A 21,604-nucleotide genomic window follows, 5' to 3' on the forward strand; every position below is an offset into this window, starting at 1 on the left:
AGGTTACCTAAGCCTTGGTGTCTCTTTTGCTAAATTGTTGAAATTCGTCAGTCGCATAGCTCGCTATGCTCCTTTCTTATTTACAACAATTTATCTAAAAGATACACCACTCAGATTTTAACTCTTGTTTTTAAACAACGAACTCTTATTTGGATGAATCGGCGGAATTGGTTAATTTTGACATCTGATTTGAAAAAAATATTACCACATATATATATAGTAAGCAATGGTTAAACATATAGTATGCTTTAAGCTCAAAGGTTCCGCGGAAGAACGCCGCGAAGTGGCCGAACGTTTCAAACAGGCTCTGATGGAGCTTCCTGCTCTGATTGATGTACTGGAGTCAATGGAGGTCGGCATCAATGAGAATCCCTCGGAAGAGTGGGATGTGGTTCTGACCGCAGTTGTTCCGACAATGGACGATGTCGCAGTCTATGCCAAGCATCCGGCCCACGTTGCTGCCGCATCGATCATCGGTGCGCATAAAGAGTCGAGAGCCTGCGTTGACTATTATTTTGCCTGATCCGGCGGTGTCGGCGCTCTCAAGACCTGACTATGGTCATTGTTTTTGATCTCGATGACACGCTCTTCCCGGAAATGGAGTTTGTCCGATCGGCCTACCGGGCCATCGCGCGCCGCTATGGAGCCGGACTGCTTCCGGCGATGATGTCTGCCGCAAGTCCGCGCGAGGCTTTTGACTCGACGGGGCTTCCGGTCGAAGATCTGCTCGGCCTTTACAGGACTCATGTCCCGGATATACGCTTGCCGTGGATGTCGCTTTATGTTCTGAGCTGCCTTTCGCGTGCCGGACATGTGCTGGGGCTGGTGACCGATGGCCGGAGTGTCACGCAGCGACACAAGATCGAAGCGCTCGGTCTGTCGCGTTTCATGCGCCCGGATCTGATCATGGTTTCAGAGGAAATCGGATCGGGCAAGCTGTCGGGCGATGCGTTCAGGATCATAATGGGCCGTACCGTAGGAGAGGGGCCTTATGTCTACATAGGCGATAATCCGGAGAAGGATTTTGTGGCTCCGAACGCTCTCGGCTGGCTTACGGTCGGTTACGGAAGGGGCGGAAACGGGGAGAATATATTCAGTTATGACAGCCTTTCTCAGCCGGAAGAAAACAGGCCGGCTTTTGAAATTGGAAATTTGCCGGAGTTGTTTGAAATTGTAAACTCCAGGCGGTGTGAAATGCTTTAAAGTTGTCCAAAACTAAAATTAAATATGCTATATATTAGCATTTTATGTATTTTGTAAACTGCAAAAGTTGCCCAAAACGGAAAATTTTAATAAATAAAAGTTTGACATTCGTGTTGGACTTTTGTTTTTTTATGCGTATCTTTGCAGCGTAAAAATATCAACCTATCACCAAAAACAAATCCCCTCAATTCAACAATTCAGATGATACAGACAGTAGTAAAGCGCGACGGTCGCGTCGTGGGATACAACGAAGAAAAAATAAAGGCCGCTATCCGCAAGGCGATGCTCACCACAGAGATGGGTGAGGACGAAGCTCTGATCTCACGAATCACAGACCGCATCGGAATGATCGGCGGTGAGCAGATGACCGTGGAAGAGATCCAGGACCGCGTGGAACTGGAACTCATGAAGTCGCCGCGCAAGGAAGTCGCAAAGCGCTATATTGCCTATCGTGACCAGCGTTCCATCGCCCGCCGGGCCAAGACCCGCGATATGTTTCTGGAGATCATCGAGGCCAAAAGCAATGACATCACCCGCGAGAATGCCAACATGAATACGGATTCTCCCGCCGGCATGATGATGAAATTCGCAAGCGAGACGACCAAGCCTTTTGTTGATGACTATCTGCTGTCGCCCGAAGCGCGCGAGGCTGTGCAGGGAGGCTATCTGCATATCCATGACAAGGACTATTATCCCACCAAGAGTCTGACCTGCGTCCAGCATCCTCTCGACCGCATTCTCAAATACGGTTTCGTTGCAGGTCATGGCGAGTCGCGTCCGGCCAAGCGCATCGAAACCGCAAGTATCATCGGTTGCATCTCACTCGAAACCGCGCAGAATGAAATGCACGGCGGTCAGGCGATCCCGGCTTTTGACTTCTACCTCGCACCTTTCGTAAGGTCGTCATATATAGAAGAGGTGAAAAAGCTTGAGGAACTCAGCGGAGAGGATCTTTCCGCACTCTATAATGCTGAAATCAATGACTACATAAAGGCTCCTCTCGACGGGCTCAAAGGTGCCGAACGCTGGAAGCAGCATGCGATCAACCAGACTGTCAGCCGCGTTCATCAGAGCATGGAGGCTTTCATCCACAACATGAACACCATCCATTCGCGCGGAGGAAATCAGGTTGTGTTCAGCTCGATCAACTACGGTACTGACACTTCAGCCGAGGGCCGCTGCATCATACGCGAGCTGCTCAACTCGACCTACGAGGGTGTGGGCAACGGTGCGACTGCAATTTTCCCCATTCAGATCTGGAAAAAGAAAAAGGGTGTCAGCTATCTGCCTGAAGACCGCAACTATGACCTCTACCAGTTTGCCTGCAAGGTGACGGCGCGCCGCTTCTTCCCGAATTTCGTCAATCTTGACGCTACTTTCAACCAGCACGAGAAGTGGGATGCCAACGATCCTGAACGCTATAAATATGAGGTGGCTACGATGGGTTGCCGCACACGCGTGTTTGAAAACCGTTTCGGAGAGAAAACCTCGATCGGTCGCGGAAACATCAGTTTCTCGACAATCAACATCGTGCGCATCGCGATAGAGTGCATGAATATAGTCGACGAGGAGGAGCGCATCAAGCGTTTCTTTACCAAGCTCGATGAGGTTCTCGATATCACGGCCCGACAGCTCTGTGACCGCTTCAACTTCCAGAAAACAGCGATGGCCAAGCAGTTCCCGCTGCTGATGTCGCGTCTGTGGAACGGCGCCGAAAATCTCGGCCCGACCGACACCATCGAGAGCGTGATCAATCAGGGTACACTGGGTATCGGTTTTATCGGCCTGGCAGAATGTCTGATCGCGCTCGTCGGCAAGCATCACGGTGAGAGCGAAGAGGCTCAGAAACTCGGCCTGAAGATCGTTTCGCACATGCGTTCGCGTGTCAATGATTACAGCGAGCAGTACAAGCATAACTTCTCCGTGCTTGCCACTCCGGCTGAGGGGCTTTCCGGTAAGTTCACTTCGCGTGACCGCAAGTCGTTCGGCGTGATCCCCGGCATCACGGACAAGATCTACTATACCAATTCTAACCATGTTCCGGTCTACTATCACTGCTCGCCGCGCCACAAGGCAAAGATCGAGGCTCCATATCATGAACTGACAGGCGGCGGCCATATCTTCTATGTGGAGATCGACGGCGATGCCACTCACAACCCTAAGGCGATCAGCGATATCGTTGACCTGATGGATAAATATAATATCGGCTATTGTTCAGTGAACCACAACCGCAACCGCTGCATGGATTGCGGCTATGAGGATGCTCAGGAGTCGCTTGAGGAATGTCCGGTTTGTCATGGCCGTCATATCGACTGTCTTCAGCGTATAACCGGCTATCTTGTCGGCACCACAGACCGCTGGAACAATGCGAAGCTGGCTGAACTTAATGATCGTATAGTCCACAAATAAAAAGTATTCCGCATTCAGGCGGTCTTTGAAATCCCGTTGTTTGAAGAGACTGAAAGTCTGTTGAAAACTGGTCCTTAAAGGCTGCCTGAAAATGCAATTCCGATTTTTATTGAAAGAATGAAGATTCTCGATATTGTTCCGGGGACGTCGGTTGACGGCCCCGGACTTCGTACAGCGATTTACGTTGCCGGATGTTCCCACTCCTGCCCCGGCTGTCACAATCCCCAGTCCTGGGATTTCGATGGCGGGAGGGAGATGAGCGTCGACGAGATCATGAGAGAGGTGATCGACAATGATTTTGACGTGACTCTGACCGGCGGTGACCCGATGTACAGGGCCGCAGAACTCCTGCCCTTGGCCGCCAGGATCAAAGAGGCGGGAAAGGGGATCTGGTGTTATACCGGATTCCGTTATGAGGACGTGATGCGCAGTGAGCCGATGAGACGTCTGCTCGAATATATTGATGTGCTTGTCGATGGCGCGTTTGTCGAGGCTCAGCGCGATGTTCATCTGCTGTTTCGCGGCTCGGCCAACCAGCGGCTTGTCGATGTCGGCAGATCGACTCCCGGCAATGTAGTCGAATGGTCATGGTGACGGCTCGGAGGGCCGTCACCCGTGTGCAGAATTATTTGTGTTCGTTGGAGATGACGTAGGCGCGGACTTTCTGGAAGAGATCGTTTGCAAAAACGAATTCGTTGAGCGCCTCGTTGGAGGTCTGATAGATCTGGTGCATGTCTCCCACCCATTCGCGATGACCCTTGTTGATGAAGATGATGTTCTCGCCGATGCCGAGAACCGAGTTCATGTCATGGGTGTTGATGATCGTCGTGATGTTGTATTCGTGGGTGATGTCGCTGAGAAGCTCGTCGATTACGATTGACGTGCGCGGGTCCAGGCCTGAGTTTGGTTCGTCGCAGAAAAGATACTTCGGGTTGAGGGCGATCGCACGTGCGATCGCCACACGTTTCTGCATGCCTCCTGAGATTTCAGACGGATATTTCGCATCGGCGCCTTTCAGTCTGACTCGTTCAAGACAGAACTGTGCGCGGTCTTTGATTTCGGCGGGTGTCATTGATGTGAACATTGTCAGCGGAAACATGACGTTGCCGAGCACCGTCTCGGAGTCGAACAGAGCCGAACCCTGAAAGAGCATGCCGATTTCTTTGCGCAGGTCTTTGGTCTGGGTTGCGTCCATTTTCATCAGGTCGCGTCCGTCATAGAGGATTTCGCCTTTTTCGGGCCGGATCAGGCCTACGAGCGATTTGACCAGTACGGTTTTTCCTGATCCGCTCTGGCCGATTATGAGGTTTGTCTTGCCGGTTTCGAATTTGGCGCTGACATCGTGGAGGATGGTCTTGCCGTCAAATGATTTGGTGATGTTCTTTACTTCAATCATTGCAGAAGGAGTTTGGTCAGTACGACGTCAAGCAGCAGGATCAGAATGCTGGATGCGACCACTGCGTTTGTGGATGCTTTTCCGACTTCCAGTGCGCCGCCTTTGACAAAATAGCCGTAGAAAGCCGACACGGAGGTGATGATGAAAGAGAAGAAGAGGGATTTTATGAGGCCATACCACACATACCATTCGACAAACATGGTCTGCAAGCCATAGATGAAGCGGCTCAGGGGGATTATTCCGGTGAAAATCGAAATGAGCACGCCGCCGAGGAAGGATGTGAAGATACAGAACACGACCAATACGGGCATGTAGACCAGGAAGCCTACTATTTTCGGGAGCACAAGGAAATTGGCGGAGTTGATGCCCATGATGTCAAGAGCGTCTATCTGCTCTGTCACTCTCATTGTGCCGATTTCCGATGCGATGTTCGATCCGACTTTGCCGGCGAGGATCAGACAGAGAATCGAGTTGGAGAATTCCAGCAGGATGATCTCGCGTGTGGCAAGACCGGTGGAGTAGGACGGGACAAGGGGTGATACGATGTTAAGCTGCATCTGTATGGTGATGACGGCGCCTATGAAGAGCGAGATGACGATCACCAGAGGTATGGAGTCCACGCCGAGCTTTGTGATCTCGAAAAATGTGCGTCTGAAAAATGTTTTCCAGCGGTCGGGTGTCGAGAATATTTTGCTTATGAAAAGGCAATATTGCCCGAAGGTGGTGAGTGAGTCGGTTATAACCATGTTCGGAAGGTAGATGTTGCATTAGCCTCGGCAAAGATAAGCAAATCTTATCTATTGCCGGGCGTGTAGTGGGGCTATTGGCCAGAAATCAGGAAAGAAGAGAGAGGATTTCTCCTGACCGGCTCTCAGCTGAGAGCCTCGGTGAGCTGTTCGGCTGAGAGTTCTGACTGCTCGCCGGTGGTCATGTTCTTGAGTGTGACAGTGCCGTTTTGCAGTTCGGTTTCACCGATGATGGCCACGAAGGGGATGCCGAGAGTGTCGGCGCGGCCCATCTGCTTTTTCATCTTGGCGGCGTCGGGATAGAGTTCTGCCGGAATGCCCTTTTCGCGCAGCTGTTTGATCACCTGGAGCGAGCGGGCTGCTTCCTTGGGACCGAAGTTTGTAAACATTACCTTTGCAGCGCCTTCGATTCCTTCGGGGTAGAGATTGAGTGTGTTGAGCACGTCATAGATGCGGTCGGCTCCGAATGAGATGCCTACGCCTGAGACTCCGGGAAGGCCGAAGACTCCGGTGAGATTGTCGTAGCGGCCACCGCCGGTGATGCTGCCGATCTCGACATCGCGGGCCTTGACTTCGATGATGGTTCCGGTGTAATAGTTGAGACCGCGGGCAAGGCTGACGTCAAGTTCGAGGTCGGCGCGCAGACCGAGTGCTTCGGTTCCGGCCATGACCTCACGCAGCTCTTCTACGCCTTTGAGACCTGTCTCGCTTGAGGCAAGCATCTCCTCAAGGCTTGAGAGGCGTTCGGCGTTGGTGCCTGAGAGTGTGATCAGCGGTGTGATCCGTTCGATCGCTTCGGCTGAAAGACCGCGTTCGCCGAGTTCGGCTTTCACATTGTCGAGGCCGATCTTGTCGATCTTGTCGATGGCCACGGTTATATCCACGATCTTGTCAGGCGCACCGACGAGTTCGGCTATTCCGGCAAGCACTTTGCGGTTGTTGAGCTTGATTGTGATGCGTACTCCCAGACGGCTGAAAACTTCGTCGATGAGCTGAAGAAGCTCGATCTCGTTGATCAGCGAATCGGATCCGATGACATCGGCGTCGCACTGGTAGAATTCGCGGTAACGGCCTTTCTGTGGACGGTCGGCGCGCCATACGGGCTGGATCTGGTAGCGCTTGAAGGGGAAGGAAAGCTCGTTGCGGTGCATTACGACAAAGCGGGCGAAAGGCACTGTCAGGTCATAGCGCAGGCCTTTTTCGCAGATGCGGGCCGCGAGTTTTGCGCTCTCTTCTCCGGAAGTGGCCGATGAGAGCAGCTGAGGATCGACACCACGCAGAAAATCGCCGGAGTTGAGGATCTTGAACAGGAGTTTGTCGCCTTCCTCACCGTATTTTCCCATGAGAGTGGAAAGATTTTCCATCGCCGGAGTCTCGATCTGCTGGAAACCGTGAAGTTTGAAGACTGTGCGGATGGTATCGAATATGTAGTTTCTGCGCGCCATTTCAGCGGGGGTGAAGTCGCGCGTCCCTTTGGGAATTGACGGTTTCTGTGCCATTATTATCGTATTTATTATATGTAAGAGGAGAAGTAATGAAAGTTAGTACAAATTTTTTGCAAAGATAGCGATTATTTGCTAAATTTGCGTCACTTTAATGCGTAAACATACTTACTCGTAAAACAATACTTACAGCTATGAAATATATAGGAGCACATGTCTCCGCCGACAAAGGCGTGAGCAATACTCCTCTGAACGCCCATCTGATTGGGGCGCGGTCTTTCGCCCTCTTCACCCGTAATCCTTCGCGGTGGACTTCGAAGCCTATATCTCAGGCCGAGGCGGATGCCTTCAGAGAGAATTGCGAGCGATATGGCTACACCCCTGAACATATTCTTCCGCATGACAGTTTTCTGATCAATCTCGGTTCGCCGGATGCTGAGAAGCTGGAAAAGTCACGGGAGGCGTTTCTCGACGAGTTGCGCCGCTGCCGACAGCTGGGACTGACAATGCTTAACTTCCATCCCGGTTCCCACATGCGCGAGATGGAGGCGGATGCCTGTCTGGATCTTATCGCCGAGTCGCTCAACCGCTTGCTCGGCCGGACAGAGGGTGTCAAGGCCGTCATAGAGAACACAGCCGGCCAGGGCAGTAATCTTGGCTATTCATTCGAACAGATCGCACATATAATAGACCGCGTGGAGGACAAGACCAGGATCGGAGTCTGCATTGACACCTGTCATGCCTACACCGCAGGCTATGATCTCGCGACAGCCGAGGGCTACGAAAAGACTTGGGCTGAGTTTGAGCGTGTGATAGGATTTCAATATCTGTGTGGAATGCACCTCAACGACACCCAGAAGGCTTTGGGCTCGCGGGTCGACCGTCATGCGCCGATCGCAACTGCGAATCTTGACCGTGAATTCTGGCGGAGACTGATGTCCGATCCGCGTTTCGACGGTTTGCCTCTGATTCTTGAAACTCCCGACGAGGCAATATGGGCGCAGGAAATAGAGCTGCTTTATTCGCTTGACGAGCGCCCGGAATCGAAAGACTGATCCGAGTGATCATTTCACAGTCAGATTGCGTTTATCAGATGTAGAGAGAAATTATTTTTTAGATTATATCATCAACTTACACACTTATTTCATTTATGGTAAAAAATAAACCGGACCAAAGTTTCATGAAACTTTGGAATCTGAGTTTCGGTTTCTTTGGCGTCCAGATCGCCTATGCTCTTAAGAGCGCCAACATTTCGCGTATTTTTGCAACCTTGGGAGCCGATCCTCATTCACTCAGCTATTTCTGGATTCTTCCGCCGCTGATGGGAATTCTCGTGCAGCCGATTGTCGGAGCTGCCAGTGACCGCACCTGGACCCGCCTGGGCCGACGTCTGCCTTACTTGCTTCTCGGTGCTGCGATTGCCGTGGTTGTCATGTGTCTGTTGCCCAATGCCGGTAGTTTCGGTCTGACAGTCGGCGGTGCGATGATCTTCGGCTTTATCGCTCTGATGTTTCTTGACACTTCAATCAATATGGCCATGCAGCCTTTCAAGATGCTTGTCGGCGATCAGGTCAACGAGCGTCAGAAGGGTCTGGCTTACTCGATTCAGAGTTTTCTCTGTAATGCCGGCAGTCTTGTAGGCTATCTTGCCCCGATCACTCTGACTGCGATCGGAGTGAGCAATCTCGCTCCCGCCGGACAGGTCCCCGATGCTGTGACATATTCGTTCTATATCGGCGCTGCCGTCCTGATACTCTGTGTGATTTACAGCTTCGCTACAATACGTGAGATGCCTCCGAAAGAATATGCGGAATATCATGGCATAACCGAGCAGCAGAGCAGTGAAAAGACATCTATGATCCGGCTCCTTATCCACGCGCCACGCACATTCTGGACCGTGGGTCTGGTGCAGTTTTTCTGCTGGGCTGCTTTCCTTTATATGTGGACCTATACACCCGGAGCCATCGCAGACACGGTCTGGGGTACCACCGACACCAATTCGGAAGCCTATCAGACTGCGGGCAACTGGGTCGGAGTTCTTTTTGCAGTTCAGGCCGTCGGATCTGTGCTTTGGGCTGTGGTGATCCCACGCTTTAAGAGCCATAAGACAGTCTATGCTCTCAGTCTTCTTTTGGGCGCTGTCGGTTTTATCTCCACTCTTTTCGTGACTGACCAGTATGTTCTCTTTGTTTCATTCCTGCTGATCGGATGCGCATGGGCCGCAATGCTTGCGCTGCCGTTCACCATTCTGACGAACTCGATCTCAGGAAAGAACATGGGCACTTATCTCGGCCTTTTCAACGGAACGATCTGTGTGCCTCAGATCTGTGCGGCTGCTTTGGGGGGGCTGATTCTGCCTCTTCTTGGAGGTCATCAGGTGAATATGCTTGTTCTTGGCGGCATATTGCTTGTCGCCGGTGCATTCAGTGTCGGTCTTGTCAAAGAAACGTATGCGGAGAACCATGACTGAGATACGCCGGGTTCGCTGAATGCCGGATCTGCTATAAAATACGACGGCTCATTGCCGTCAGTGCCACGCCACGGGTCAGGAGATATGCTAAAAATGCTATCCACAGCCCGTGGTTTCCTATTATGGGGAAGAGCAGTCTGAGCAGAATGAAGTAGACGGCGGTGGCTGTCGCCATTGACAGGAGCATCTCTCTGGTGCGTGTCGCGCCGATGAAGATTCCGTCCCATGTAAAGGCGGCGAATCCTACTGCCGGGATGGCTATTACCCAGCTATAATATTCTTTTGCCGAGAGCCTGACACCGGCATCGTCGCTCAGAATGTGCATTATGCTTTCTCCGCCTGTGGCGTAGATGATGGTGAAAAGCAGAACCATCACAACGCTCCATCTGAAAAGTGCTCTGACACATCCTTTCAGGCCTTCACGGTCATTGCTTCCGACGAAATTGCCGCAGAGCGATTCGCCGGCAAAGGCGAAGCCGTCCATGAAGTAGGAGAAGAGAATGAAAAACTGCATGAGCAGGGTGTTGACGGCCAGGACGACCGTGCCCTGAGAGGCTCCGGTGCGAGTGAACCATACGGTCACTGCAATGAGACACAGGGTGCGGAAAAAGATATCTGTGTTGACTTTGAAAAAGCGTTTCAGGTCTTTCAGCCTGATAATTTCTTTAAGATGTCCGGGCGCAGGTCTGTATTTGAGTATGACGATGACGATTCCGGTGAGTGCTCCAAGCCATTGAGCTGTAAGAGTTCCGCAGGCCACGCCCTCTACTTTGAGTCCGAAGCCGAGAACGAGCAGGAGGCTCACAGCGATGTTGGAAATATTGACGACAAAGGCGATCCACATTGGTGCCCGTGCGTTTTTCATGCCGAGAAGCCATCCGGTCAGTGTGAATGTAGCCAGTGAAGCCGGTGCTCCCCAGACGAGTATTGAAAAATAAGTCGATGCGAGCGCCCGGATATTGCCTTCGACTTCGAGGAAATTCAGAGTCAGCTCCAATAGCGGACGCTGAAGGATGATGATGACGGCTGACGCAAGAGTGGCGACAATCAGACCGCGTGTGAGGACCTGTGCGCAGCCTTTTGCATCGCCGCCGCCGTTGGCCTGGGCGGTGAGGCCGCTGGTTCCCATGCGCAGAAAGGCGAAAAGCCAGTACAGCATATTGAATATGGTCCCGCCTACGGCTATTGACGCTATGTAATCGGCGCTGCCCATATGCCCGACGATCACCACGTCCATCAAGGCCAGCAGAGGCGTGGTGATGTTCGTGATGATCGACGGTATGGCCAGCGACAGAATGTCGCGGTTGATTGCTTTCATTCAGAGGTTGTTTAAAAACAAGATTTGTTATTAAATAACCACTTGGTATCAGTCCTTGAGGCGCTTTGCCTTCATGGAATCCCAGATAAGATAGATGATCAGAAGCGCATAGACGGCCAGGCCTGCCCACTGGCTTGCGATCGCGCTGAGCGGGCTTGTGTATTCGAAACCGAGGAAGCGTGTCAGAGCTGCGAACACTCCGAAGAGCGCACCGCCGGCGATGAGGCCTGATGAAATCAGAGTGCCGCGGTCGCGACGAGCGTCATTGAGAGCTTTGTCAGTCGAGCGGCTTCCTACAAACCAAGCGATGGCACCTCCGACAAGCAGCGGAGTGTTAAGCTGGAGTGGAATGAACATGCCGAGGCAGAAAGCCAGGGCCGGGACGCCGAGCCAGTTGAGAATCAGGGCCAGGATGGCGCCGGTCATATAGAGGATCCAGGGAGTGTCACCGCCCATCATGAGGGGTTCGATGACTTTAGCCATGGCATTGGCCTGGGGAGCGATGAGGGCGTTTTCTCCGGTGAAACCATATACCTGGTTGAGCAGGAGGATCACACCGCCTACGGTAGCAGCCGATACGAGTGTTCCGAGGAACTTCCAGCTTTCCTGCTTGCGGGGTGTTGCGCCGAGCCAGTATCCGACCTTGAGGTCGGTGACAAAGCCGCCTGCCATCGAGAGTGCCGTGCAGACAACGCCGCCGATTACCATTGAGGCTACAATGCCCGAAGGCCCGCTCAGACCGATGCCGACGAATATTGCTGATGCGACGATCAGAGTCATCAGGGTCATGCCTGATACCGGATTCGATCCGACGATGGCGATTGCGTTGGCTGCCACAGTGGTGAAAAGGAAAGCGATTACTGTCACAACGATCCAGGCAACCAGAGCCTGCCAGAATGTGTGGATGACACCGATCCAGAAGAAGAGCAGTACGGCTACGAGAGCTATTGCAATGAAGAACACGATGTGTTTCATTGAAATGTCAGTCTGCCAGCGTATGGTTTTCCCTTCGGAGGTGTTGCCACGGAGTTCGCGGGAGGCAAGTCCGACGGCGCCGCGGATGATCGGCCATGATTTTATGATGCCTATGATACCTGCCATAGCGATACCGCCGATGCCGATCATTCGCGCATGGTCGGAGAAGATGGCTTCCGGAGTCATGGCTGCTATTTCCGGTGATCCGTAAGTGCCGAGCAGAGGAATCAGAATCCACCATACGAAAATAGATCCGGCAAAGATAATGAACGCGTAGTTCAGACCGATGATGTAGCCCAGACCGAGCACGGCGGCTCCGGTGTTGCAGCTGAGGACAAGTTTGGTTTTCTCGGCCATCGCCTGGCCCCATTCGGTGACATGGGTGTTGAGCACTCCGGCCCACCATCCGAATGTTTCCACAACATAGTCGTAGATACCGCCGATGAGCGATGCGAGCACCAGTGTGCGGGCCTGTCCGCTGTTGCCGGCGGCGCTTTTGCCAAGTCCGCTTGCAAGCACCTGGGTTGTTGCTGTCGCTTCAGGGAAAGGATATTTCCCGTGCATGTCTTTTACGAAATATTTGCGGAACGGAATGAAGAACAGGATTCCTAAAACGCCTCCTAAAAGAGAGCTGAGGAATATCTGGAGGAAGTTTACGGTGATTTCAGGATATTTGGCCTGAAGGATGTAGAGCGCCGGAAGGGTGAAGATCGCACCGGCGACAATCACGCCTGAACAGGCACCGATACTCTGGATGATCACGTTCTGGCCTAAAGGATTGTCCTTTTTCAGTGCTCCTGAAAGTCCGACAGCGATGATTGCGATCGGGATAGCGGCTTCAAATACCTGGCCCACTTTCAGTCCGAGATATGCTGCCGCAGCGCTGAATATCACAGCAAGCAGCAATCCCATTCCGACGGAGTAGGGGGTCACTTCGGGATACTCGCGGGCCGGGTGCATTATCGGGCGGTAGCCTTCATCGTCGGCAAGCTCGCGGAACGCGTTTTCAGGAAGTTCTATCGGGTCTGCATCCTGATAGATTTCCTTGGGATTTTCGTTTGGTTTCATGTTCGATTTTTCAGGGGATTAGGTTTCTGAAAAGTAAGAGTGTGGGAAGGGGCGGCAGTTGTAGCGTGAGGCCATGATTTCTCCGTAGGCACCGGCAGAGCGCAGTGCCAGCATGTCGCCGCGTTTGATTTCAGGCAGAGTTTCGCTTTCTCCAAAGCGGTCAGAGGATTCGCAGATCGGACCGACCACATCATAGTGATGCAGTTCGCCGTTCGGATTGGTGATGTTCTCGATTTTGTGATGGGCGCTGTAAAGGGCAGGGCGGATCAGGTCGCTCATGCCGGCGTCGACGATAGCGAAGCGTTTGGAGGTGCCTTCTTTCACATAGAGCACGCGGGTGATCAGAGAGCCGCATTGCGCCACAACCGAACGGCCAAGCTCGAAATGCAGTTCTTGTTCGGGGCGCAGGCGCAGGTGATTGTGGAATGTTGTGAAATAGGATTCGAAATCAGGAATCGGATGGCGTTCGGGGTGAGCGTAGTCAATGCCGAGGCCGCCGCCGACGTTGATGAGATTGAATTTTACTCCCTTTTTCTCATATTCGTCCTGAAGGCGGTTGATCGTTTTGCAGAGCATTACAAATGGTTCTGTCTCCGTGATCTGCGATCCGATGTGGAAGTGGAGACCGCGCAGTTCGATGGCCGGAAGACTGAGGGCGAGATCAATGATTGCTTCAAGCTGTTCGAGATTGATGCCGAACTTGTTTTCCGCCAGGCCGGTTGTTATGTAGGCATGGGTGTGTGCGTCGATGTTCGGGTTGACGCGGATTGCAATTCGTGCGGTCTTTCCGGCTTCGGCTGCGAGTTCGCTGATGACTCTCAGTTCAGGCTCTGACTCGATGTTGAAACATTCAATGTCGGCCTGAAGAGCCACGCGGATCTCGTCATCGCTTTTGCCTACGCCGGCAAAAACTATGCGGTCGCCTCGAAAGCCGGCTTCAAGAGCGGCTTCGATCTCCCAGCCGCTGACGCAGTCGACTCCGAAGCCTGCGGCCTGGATTGTCCGCAGGATGCCCGGATTGGCATTTGCCTTGATTGCATAGTGGACTTTGAAGCGCGGATCGCGGGCTGTGCGGCGGATCTCTTTGACTGTGCGTTCGAGCAGGCGCAGATCGTAGAAATAGAATGGCGTTTTGAGGGTTGAGAATTCCTCTATCGGGAAACGTGTCATTTTCGTGTCGTCTCTTCTTTGTTGTCAGTTGGTGTTGGTTCAGCTGAAAAGTTTTTCGCTGAGGCGTTTGAGGGCTTCGATCTTGTCGCAGCTGCGCACGAGGAAGGAGATGTTGTAATTCGATCCGCCGTAAGAGATCATGCGCACAGGGATGTCAGCGAGGGCTTCCATCGCTTTGGCCTCATAGCCGGTATTTGTCCATTCCATATTGCCGACTACACAGATGATCACCATGTCCTTGTCTACGGTGACAGTGCCGAACTTTTTGAGCTCGTCAATGATTTCCGGGAGGAAGCGTTCGGAGTCGATTGTCAGCGAGACACCGACTTCCGAAGTGGCGATCATGTCGATCGGAGTGCAGTATTTCTCAAATGTCTCGAAGACGCGGGTCAGATAGCCGTAAGCTAAGAGCATGCGTGAGCTTTTGATCTTGATGGCCACGACATTGTCTTTGGCTGCGACGGCTTTGATTGACGGCTCTGTGATGTTGTTGTAGATGAGTGTGCCGTGGGCTTCAGGCTCAAGGGTATTGAGCAGACGAACGGGGATATTGTTGACTTTTGCGGGGAGCACACAGGTGGGGTGAAGGATTTTTGCACCGAAATAGGCCAGCTCCGATGCTTCTTCGTAGTGAAGCTCGTTGACAGGTTTGGTTCCTTCGACAAAGCGCGGGTCATTGTTGTGCATTCCGTCGATGTCTGTCCAGATTTCGATTTCATCGGCTTCGATGGCTGCGCCGATGAGCGATGCGGTGTAGTCGGATCCGCCGCGCTGGAGGTTGTCGATCTCGCCGGTCGAGTTGCGGCAGATGAAGCCTTGGGTGACGAAGATGTCCGCATCAATATATTTGTCGAGCAACGGCTGGAGGTGCAGGGCGATATGCTGCATGTCAGGTTCGCCGTTCTGTCCGGTTTTCATGAAGTCAAGGGCCGGGAGAGCTTCTGCATAAAGGCCGCGTTCGTTCAGAAGGATGGTCATCATTGCAACGCTCATGATTTCTCCCTGGGCAAGGATGATTTTTTCCTCTGTCGGGCCGAAAGTCTCGCGCTGGGTGAAGGAGCGGATGTAGTTGAAGCAGGCTTTGATCTCTTTGAGCGCTTTCTCGCGGCTCTCATGACGGTCATAGAGAGAGGCTATGGTCTTGAGATATTTTGATTCGAGGAGGTTTATGGTCTCTTTCGCGCCGTTGGTGTTCTTTTTGTAAAGATAGTCTGAGATTTCAACCAGGGAGTTGGTTGTGCCTGACATGGCTGAAAGAACGATGATGTTTTTACCTCTTGCACTGACGAGGTCTGCTACGTGGCGGATTCTTTCGGCTGATCCTACGGAAGTCCCTCCAAACTTTAAGACTTTCATATTTTGACTGTTAAAATGTGATAATTCAAAAGGGTATATGGCGCAAATTTACGAAAAAAAATTCATATCGCGACATTATGTCATTAAAACAGGATGTATGGTTGCTTTTTTGGTCCTGATTTGTTTGTTTGAAAAGCAAATCGCTGTGGGGAAGTCAGAATAAACGCTCAGGTCATTTCATCTGTTTGAGCAGCGGATAAGCGCTGACAATTCCCAGTTCGCCGGCATGGCTGAGGTCGGGGAGTGCTGAAGTCTTGTCGCCCAGCGACAGATAGACGTAGCCGCGGTCATAGTAGGCTTCTCCAAAATCCGGTTTCAGGCTGATGGCGCGCGTGAAAGCATCGATGGCTTCCACATAGTTGCCGCTCTCGGCAAGGAGCACACCTTTATTATAATAGGCGATCGGCATGAAAGGGGAGTGGCGGAGGGTTTCGTCTATGTCGGCGATCGCCTCGCTGATTCCCTCACGTGACAGAGCCTGTCCGGGTTCTCCTGAGGCTTTGAGGTTTTCATACTTTGCCTGTGAGCGCAGCAGGTAGGCCAGTGCGAAGTCGGGGGTGAGTCTGATGGCTTCGTTCAGATCTGTTATCGCTTTTTCATATTCGTGGAGCGAGATGAAATCCAGAGCACGGCCGAAATAGTCGATGGCTCGCGGCGCATGGTTGGCGATATATGAGTTGTAGTAGCTGATTGACTGGCGGTGTGGCCCTTCGAGTTCATATTGCGGAAGCTGGGCTGGATGAGTGGCCACCTGCATCACAAAGCGCAACAGGCCGAGTGAATTGATCTCGTCTACCTCGCGGATATACTCACTGCTTAGGTTGATTTCTGTCGGCGAGGTATAGTAGGTGATCATGAACAGCGGTTCGAGTTCGATGGCCATATCCTTGTCCTGGACTTTGCCTCTGATGTCAGAGGCTGAGAAATTTTTGTCAGCGGAGTAGTTGCTGCGGATTGTTGTCAGGGTGGTGAAACGGCGTTTGACTTGCTCCTGGGTTTCTGTAATTGTTTCGCTTGGGCTTGTGGATCCTGCTGAGTCAGCGTTTCCGGATTCAGAAGCGGTTGAGGAAGATGAGGTGTCAGTCACCGTGCCGGCGCTTGCGTAGGCTGCGCCGCTGAATTGCTTGTCGGGCGTGAGCTGGACGGTGGTTTTCGCCAAAGCCATAGACTTGTCATAGTCCTTCTGGGCCGAGCGCATGTCTCCTTTGCGGCGCTTGATGTCGTAGCGCAGGAAATATGCGCCTGCAAAATCCGGGAATGCCTCGATCACTCTGTCGAGATCCTTAAGAGCAGCTTCGAATGATCCGATTTCGGCGAGCAATATGGCGCGGTTGTATAAAGTCTTGTAGTCTTCGCTGTCAAGGTCGAGCACTTTGGAAAAGTCATCAATCGCACGGTTCGTGTCATGGACTTCGGCTCTGAGCAAGCCGCGGTTGAAGATGGCTGCGGTGTTGCTCGGCTCGATCCCGATCGCACGGTCATAGTCTTCGAATGCGCCGCGGATGTCGTCGTTCATATATCGCAGGTAGGCGCGGTTGATGTAAAATCCGGCTGCTTCCGGACGTAGCTTGACGGCTTTGTCCATGTCTTCGAGGGCGCTCTTGAAATCTCTGCCGGAGTGGATGGCGATATCGGCGCGCAGCAGGTAGGCGTTTACGGCATTTGAGTTTATCGAAAGCGCGCGTTCGATGTCGGCGCGGGCACCGATCGTGTCTTTCATCTCCAGGCGGAGTCGTGCGCGGCCCAGATAGCCCTCCTCGTATTTCGGGAAGCGTTTGATCAGCTGCTCGAATGTCGTTTTGGCCCCGATCGTGTCGCGGCTTTCATGCTGGGCTATCGCTTTGTTGAAAATTATGCTGCTGTTTTCGGGCTGCATTTCAAGAGCCCGGTTATAGTCGGTGATCGCTTCTTTGTTTTTCCCTTGGTTCTGACGTGCCACACCGCGAACCTCATAGGCCTCTGTGATGAACGGATTGCGTTCAAGTGCCATAGTGGCGTCTTCTTCAGCTCCACGGAAGTCGTCGAGGTTGAGTTTGGCCACTGCTCGGTAGAAATATGGTTTGGCCTGTGTCGGATTGACGCTTATAACCTGATTGAAATACTGGATCGAGAGAACGTAGTCTTCGAAATAGTGTGTATTGGCTCCGATTCGCAACACCTGCTCGGTGTTGATCTGTCCCTTGAGACAAATGGCAGGGAGAAGCGTTGCAAGTGACAGGATCAGGCGCGTGATGGCTCTATTATATGTAGTGATGATCATTCTATCTGTTTATGACCTGCAAAAATAATGTTTTCACGCAAAATACCGTCCTGATTTAAGGATTTTTCATATTTTTGCGGCATGAAATATTGCCGTATTCCAAGATTTTTGTCAATTGTCCTCCTCCTTTCCATTTCAATAATGCACATTCACTCACAGTCACAGACAACTACCCGGACTCTTGAACAGAAACTTCGGGATCACGGGCTTGTCAATGTCGCGGAGCTTGACTCGACTGTCTGCGTCAGTCTGATGTATGCCAGGTCCGACAATTTTACAGGTGTTCTGCTTTATGACGATGGTTTCAATCAGGCTTATCTGCATCCTGATGCGGCTTCCGCGCTTGTCCGTGCTCAGGCCGAGCTTGCGAGTCTTGCTCCCGGCTATCGTCTGCTGATCAAGGATGCCGCGCGTCCGATGAGCATTCAGAGGCGGATGTTCAAGGCTGTCAGCGGCACTCCGAAAGCCAACTATGTGGCCAATCCGGCTAAAGGTGGCGGCCTTCATAATTACGGGCTGGCGGTTGATATTACGATTGTCGATCCCGCCGGACGGGAAATCTCGATGGGAACCCCCGTAGACCATCTTGGGACTGAGGCGAATATTGACAAGGAGGAGATTTTGGTCAGGCGGGGAGTGATCAGCGAGACCGAACGGCAGAACCGTCTGCTTCTGCGCAGAGTCATGACCGCAGCCGGATTTCACACCATCCGTACCGAGTGGTGGCATTTTAATCTGGTCAATAAAGCCAAGGCCCGTGCATCTTTCCGCCGTCTCGACTTCTGAACTCGAAAAAAAATCGTAACTTTGCACCCGCAAAAATCATAAAACAGTAAAACCATGTCTCTTACCGACGAAATATCACGCAGACGCACATTCGCCATCATTTCACACCCTGACGCAGGTAAAACAACTCTCACCGAAAAACTGCTCCTTTTCGGTGGCGCTATCCATGTGGCAGGTGCCGTAAAGTCCAACAAGATCAAGAAAACGGCTACGTCAGACTGGATGGAGATCGAGAAACAGCGCGGTATTTCGGTGGCGACATCCGTTATGGGGTTCAACTATGGCGACTATAAGATCAACATTCTTGACACTCCGGGTCACCAGGATTTTGCCGAGGACACTTATCGTACGCTGACAGCCGTCGACAGTGTTATCATTGTTGTCGATGTTGCCAAAGGTGTCGAGCAGCAGACCCGAAAGCTCATGGAAGTCTGCCGAATGCGCAACACTCCGGTGATCATCTTTGTCAACAAACTTGACCGCGAGGGCCGCGATCCGTTCGACATCCTTGATGAACTTGAAAGCGAGCTGAAGATCAGCGTGCGCCCGTTGTCATGGCCTATCAATATCGGGGCCAAGTTCAAGGGTGTCTACAATATATTCGAGCACTCTCTTGATCTGTTCACTCCTGACAAACAGCGTGTCAGCGAGCGCGTCGAGATAGATTCAGTGACAGATCCACGTGTCGATGAGGCTGTCGGCGAGACAGATGCCGCGAAACTGCGTGAGGATCTGGAGCTGATTGAAGGCGTTTATCCCGAATTTGACACCCGGACCTATCTTGAAGGACAGGTAGCCCCTGTGTTTTTTGGCTCTGCACTCAACACATTCGGCGTCAAGGAGCTTCTTGATTGCTTCGTGAAAATCGCGCCTGCCCCGCGTCCGGTAAATGCGGAGGAGCGCACTATAAATCCTGAGGAAGAAGGCTTTTCAGGCTTCGTGTTCAAGATCCATGCCAACATGGACCCGAACCACCGTTCATGCATCGCTTTCGTCAAGGTCTGCTCAGGCAAATTCGAGCGCAACGCTCCATACCGTCATGTGAGATCAGGCAAAACAATGAAATTTGCCGCTCCTACCGCCTTCATGGCTCAGAAAAAGAATATTGTCGACGAGGCCTATCCCGGCGATATCGTAGGTATTCCTGACACCGGCAACTTCAAAATCGGCGACACGTTGACTTCCGGTGAGATCCTGCACTTCAAGGGGCTGCCGAGTTTCTCGCCTGAGATGTTCAAATACATCGAGAATTCCGACCCGATGAAGGCCAAGCAGCTTGACAAGGGTATACAGCAGTTGATGGACGAAGGTGTCGCACAGCTTTTCGTCAACCAGTTCAACGGGCGTAAGATCATCGGTACCGTAGGCCAGCTTCAGTTTGAGGTCATCCAATATCGTCTGCTTCATGAATATGGCGCCCAGTGTCGTTGGGAGCCGATCTCGCTCTACAAGGCATGCTGGATCGAAAGCGATGATCCCGAAGCGCTTGCAGCCTTCAAAAAGAGAAAATTCCAGTTCATGGCAGTTGACCGTGACGGTCGTGATGTCTTCTTGGCCGACTCAGGCTATGTGCTCCAGATGGCACAGAACGACTTCCCGAAAATCCGCTTCCATTTCTCCTCGGAATTTTAAGGCAAAACAAGCGGTACACAAAAGATATACAAGATATACACATAAGATATGAAAAATAAGCGCGATAGGCTCTCTTGAGTTTATCGCGCTTTTGTGTGTATGTACGGTGAATTTGTGGAGATGTGGCGGATGAAGATTATGAAGTGTAATAAAAGCAAAAGAGCTGCAAGTTATTGACTTGCAGCTCTTTTGCGGAGAGAACGAGATTCGAACTCGTGGTAGGATTGCTCCTACGTCAGTTTAGCAAACTGGTGGTTTCAGCCACTCACCCATCTCTCCTGATGCTTAAATCTTGTTTTTCGCACTTGAAAAAGTGCCTCACTTTCTCTAAAGCGTTGCAAAGGTAGGTACTTTTTGTGAATCTTCCAAATTTTTTAGCAAAATATTTTCATCAGACCCCGAATTAAGAGGTTGTTTAAAAACAAGAGTTAAAATCTGAGTGGTGTATCTTTTAGATAAATTGTTGTAAATGAGAAAGGAGCATAGCTCGCTATGCTCCTTCGATTCAGATCCATATCCACCTCAAAACTTTCGCTCAGATTTTAACTATTGTTTTTTAACAACCTCTTAAGGTATTTCAGGCTTGATTTAAGCTGATTCTGATAAAATTTATGATCATTCACCTATTATATAATATAAACTGAATGATAAAAACTAATATCAGATATGTGGGGAGCCTCGACAGTCCCGAACGCAATCAGCTCTTCGATTTTCGAAATACGTTTTGCAAAAAATAAATCACGGATGGGGTGGGGGATTCGTCATTGTTTTGCAAAATAAATAATAAATGAGTAATTTTGCAGTTCAAATTCTACTTGAATATATGGGATTTTTCAATTTCTTCTCCCGCGAAAAAAAAGAGACTCTTGACAAGGGGCTCGAAAAGACTCAGCGTGGACTGCTTGACCGCCTTTCTCATGCAATCGCCGGCAAATCAACGATTGATGACGATGTACTTGACAACCTTGAGGAAGTTTTCGTCACATCTGATGTCGGTGTCGACACGACATTGCGCATCATTGACCGCATTCAGAAACGTGTGGCAAGAGACAAATATGTCGGATCGTCAGAACTCAACCGCCTGCTGTGTGAGGAAATAGCCGACATGCTGGCTGAAAACAGCAATGAATCATCGCAGGATGATTTCACGGTTCCAGCCTCCCACAAGCCCCATGTGATAATGGTTGTCGGAGTCAACGGTGTCGGAAAGACCACGACCATCGGCAAAATGGCCGCACAGTTCAAAAAAGCCGGCAACAAGGTGATGCTTGGTGCCGCCGACACTTTCCGTGCCGCCGCCATCGAACAGCTTGAAGAGTGGGGGCGCAGGGCTGATGTCCCTGTCATCAAGCAGAAAATCGGCGCAGATCCCG

General features: G+C 51.6%; 17 protein-coding genes and 1 tRNA gene. 9 read left to right on the plus strand and 9 right to left on the minus strand.

All coding sequences use genetic code 11. The features are described 5' to 3' along the window. Nucleotides 1-226: 226 nt before the first annotated feature. The 4 genes from K2H17_RS03485 (at nucleotide 227) to nrdG (ending at nucleotide 4,206) form a co-directional block, all read left to right on the plus strand. The gene (locus K2H17_RS03485; RefSeq protein WP_300131472.1) at nucleotides 227-523 is read left to right on the plus strand and encodes a Dabb family protein; all 297 of its coding nucleotides are present in this window, start codon (nucleotides 227-229) and stop codon (nucleotides 521-523) included. Nucleotides 524-555: 32 nt separating this feature from the next. Then, nucleotides 556-1,203, plus strand: a complete 648-nt coding sequence (locus K2H17_RS03490) for an HAD family hydrolase (RefSeq protein ID WP_300131474.1) — start codon at nucleotides 556-558, stop codon at nucleotides 1,201-1,203. 201 nt (nucleotides 1,204-1,404) lie between these two features. After that, a complete protein-coding gene (locus K2H17_RS03495) occupies nucleotides 1,405-3,612 on the plus strand; it encodes an anaerobic ribonucleoside triphosphate reductase (protein WP_300131476.1) in 2,208 nt (735 codons plus the stop codon). Nucleotides 3,613-3,729: 117 nt separating this feature from the next. Further along, entirely contained in the window at nucleotides 3,730-4,206 is a 477-nt protein-coding gene (gene nrdG, locus K2H17_RS03500) for an anaerobic ribonucleoside-triphosphate reductase activating protein (protein WP_300131479.1), read from the plus strand. 31 nt (nucleotides 4,207-4,237) lie between these two features. On the opposite strand, the gene K2H17_RS03505 is transcribed toward nrdG, so the two are convergent. The 3 genes from K2H17_RS03505 to hisS all read right to left on the minus strand — a co-directional run bounded on the left by K2H17_RS03505 (nucleotide 4,238) and on the right by hisS (nucleotide 7,253). After that, a complete protein-coding gene (locus K2H17_RS03505) occupies nucleotides 4,238-5,008 on the minus strand; it encodes an ATP-binding cassette domain-containing protein (RefSeq protein ID WP_300131481.1) in 771 nt (256 codons plus the stop codon). Then, nucleotides 5,005-5,748 (minus strand): ABC transporter permease, encoded by a 744-nt coding sequence (locus K2H17_RS03510; protein WP_300131507.1) that lies wholly within the window; start codon nucleotides 5,746-5,748, stop codon nucleotides 5,005-5,007. Before K2H17_RS03510 ends, K2H17_RS03505 begins: the two co-directional genes overlap by 4 nt. 131 nt (nucleotides 5,749-5,879) lie before the next feature. After that, complete coding sequence (gene hisS / locus K2H17_RS03515; RefSeq protein WP_300131483.1) at nucleotides 5,880-7,253, minus strand: histidine--tRNA ligase; 1,374 nt, start codon at nucleotides 7,251-7,253, stop codon at nucleotides 5,880-5,882. Between the two features lie 137 nt (nucleotides 7,254-7,390). On the opposite strand from hisS, the gene nfo reads away from it, so the two are divergent. Together nfo and K2H17_RS03525 are read left to right on the plus strand one after the other, a co-directional pair. Beyond that, entirely contained in the window at nucleotides 7,391-8,251 is an 861-nt protein-coding gene (nfo, locus tag K2H17_RS03520) for a deoxyribonuclease IV (protein ID WP_300131486.1), read from the plus strand. A 95-nt stretch (nucleotides 8,252-8,346) separates the two neighbouring features. Continuing rightward, nucleotides 8,347-9,666 carry an SLC45 family MFS transporter gene (locus K2H17_RS03525; protein ID WP_300131489.1) on the plus strand — a complete coding sequence of 440 codons (1,320 nt, stop codon included), beginning with the start codon at nucleotides 8,347-8,349 and terminating at the stop codon, nucleotides 9,664-9,666. Between the two features lie 31 nt (nucleotides 9,667-9,697). On the opposite strand, the gene K2H17_RS03530 is transcribed toward K2H17_RS03525, so the two are convergent. The 5 genes from K2H17_RS03530 to K2H17_RS03550 form a co-directional block, all read right to left on the minus strand. Continuing rightward, nucleotides 9,698-10,984 (minus strand): MATE family efflux transporter, encoded by a 1,287-nt coding sequence (locus tag K2H17_RS03530; RefSeq protein WP_300131490.1) that lies wholly within the window; start codon nucleotides 10,982-10,984, stop codon nucleotides 9,698-9,700. Nucleotides 10,985-11,032: 48 nt separating this feature from the next. Continuing rightward, on the minus strand, nucleotides 11,033-13,027 hold the full coding sequence (locus K2H17_RS03535) for an oligopeptide transporter, OPT family (RefSeq protein ID WP_300131492.1): 1,995 nt from the start codon (nucleotides 13,025-13,027) through the stop codon (nucleotides 11,033-11,035). An 18-nt stretch (nucleotides 13,028-13,045) separates the two neighbouring features. Then, nucleotides 13,046-14,197, minus strand: coding sequence for a diaminopimelate decarboxylase (gene lysA / locus K2H17_RS03540; RefSeq protein WP_300131495.1), 1,152 nt, complete (start codon nucleotides 14,195-14,197; stop codon nucleotides 13,046-13,048). Nucleotides 14,198-14,236: 39 nt separating this feature from the next. After that, the gene (locus K2H17_RS03545) at nucleotides 14,237-15,553 is read right to left on the minus strand and encodes an aspartate kinase (protein WP_300131497.1); all 1,317 of its coding nucleotides are present in this window, start codon (nucleotides 15,551-15,553) and stop codon (nucleotides 14,237-14,239) included. A 172-nt stretch (nucleotides 15,554-15,725) separates the two neighbouring features. Beyond that, complete coding sequence (locus tag K2H17_RS03550) at nucleotides 15,726-17,813, minus strand: tetratricopeptide repeat protein (RefSeq protein ID WP_300131500.1); 2,088 nt, start codon at nucleotides 17,811-17,813, stop codon at nucleotides 15,726-15,728. A gap of 141 nt (nucleotides 17,814-17,954) precedes the next feature. Here K2H17_RS03550 and K2H17_RS03555 point away from each other — a divergent pair, with 141 nt between their 5' ends. Both K2H17_RS03555 and K2H17_RS03560 read left to right on the plus strand, forming a co-directional pair. Further along, entirely contained in the window at nucleotides 17,955-18,599 is a 645-nt protein-coding gene (locus tag K2H17_RS03555; protein ID WP_300131502.1) for a M15 family metallopeptidase, read from the plus strand. Between the two features lie 54 nt (nucleotides 18,600-18,653). Next, nucleotides 18,654-20,231, plus strand: a complete 1,578-nt coding sequence (locus K2H17_RS03560; protein WP_300131504.1) for a peptide chain release factor 3 — start codon at nucleotides 18,654-18,656, stop codon at nucleotides 20,229-20,231. A gap of 192 nt (nucleotides 20,232-20,423) precedes the next feature. Here the strand turns inward: K2H17_RS03560 and K2H17_RS03565 are convergent. Next, nucleotides 20,424-20,510, minus strand: a tRNA-Ser gene (locus K2H17_RS03565). A gap of 544 nt (nucleotides 20,511-21,054) precedes the next feature. Between K2H17_RS03565 and K2H17_RS03570 the strand changes: the two genes are divergently transcribed. Continuing rightward, nucleotides 21,055-21,604 (plus strand): signal recognition particle receptor subunit alpha (locus K2H17_RS03570; RefSeq protein WP_300131505.1); only part of this gene is annotated, 550 nt, incomplete at its 3' end.

The organism is Duncaniella sp. (genome assembly GCF_029054785.1).
Classification (GTDB): domain Bacteria; phylum Bacteroidota; class Bacteroidia; order Bacteroidales; family Muribaculaceae; genus Duncaniella.

Coding starts and splice junctions, on each gene's coding strand:
- K2H17_RS03485 (WP_300131472.1), top strand. CDS start 227: ATGGTTAAACATATAGTATGCTTTAAGCTCAAAGGTTCCGCGGAAGAA.
- K2H17_RS03490 (WP_300131474.1), top strand. CDS start 556: ATGGTCATTGTTTTTGATCTCGATGACACGCTCTTCCCGGAAATGGAG.
- K2H17_RS03495 (WP_300131476.1), top strand. CDS start 1,405: ATGATACAGACAGTAGTAAAGCGCGACGGTCGCGTCGTGGGATACAAC.
- nrdG (WP_300131479.1), top strand. CDS start 3,730: ATGAAGATTCTCGATATTGTTCCGGGGACGTCGGTTGACGGCCCCGGA.
- K2H17_RS03505 (WP_300131481.1), bottom strand. CDS start 5,008: ATGATTGAAGTAAAGAACATCACCAAATCATTTGACGGCAAGACCATC.
- hisS (WP_300131483.1), bottom strand. CDS start 7,253: ATGGCACAGAAACCGTCAATTCCCAAAGGGACGCGCGACTTCACCCCC.
- nfo (WP_300131486.1), top strand. CDS start 7,391: ATGAAATATATAGGAGCACATGTCTCCGCCGACAAAGGCGTGAGCAAT.
- K2H17_RS03525 (WP_300131489.1), top strand. CDS start 8,347: ATGGTAAAAAATAAACCGGACCAAAGTTTCATGAAACTTTGGAATCTG.
- K2H17_RS03530 (WP_300131490.1), bottom strand. CDS start 10,984: ATGAAAGCAATCAACCGCGACATTCTGTCGCTGGCCATACCGTCGATC.
- K2H17_RS03535 (WP_300131492.1), bottom strand. CDS start 13,027: ATGAAACCAAACGAAAATCCCAAGGAAATCTATCAGGATGCAGACCCG.
- lysA (WP_300131495.1), bottom strand. CDS start 14,197: ATGACACGTTTCCCGATAGAGGAATTCTCAACCCTCAAAACGCCATTC.
- K2H17_RS03545 (WP_300131497.1), bottom strand. CDS start 15,553: ATGAAAGTCTTAAAGTTTGGAGGGACTTCCGTAGGATCAGCCGAAAGA.
- K2H17_RS03550 (WP_300131500.1), bottom strand. CDS start 17,813: ATGATCATCACTACATATAATAGAGCCATCACGCGCCTGATCCTGTCA.
- K2H17_RS03555 (WP_300131502.1), top strand. CDS start 17,955: ATGCACATTCACTCACAGTCACAGACAACTACCCGGACTCTTGAACAG.
- K2H17_RS03560 (WP_300131504.1), top strand. CDS start 18,654: ATGTCTCTTACCGACGAAATATCACGCAGACGCACATTCGCCATCATT.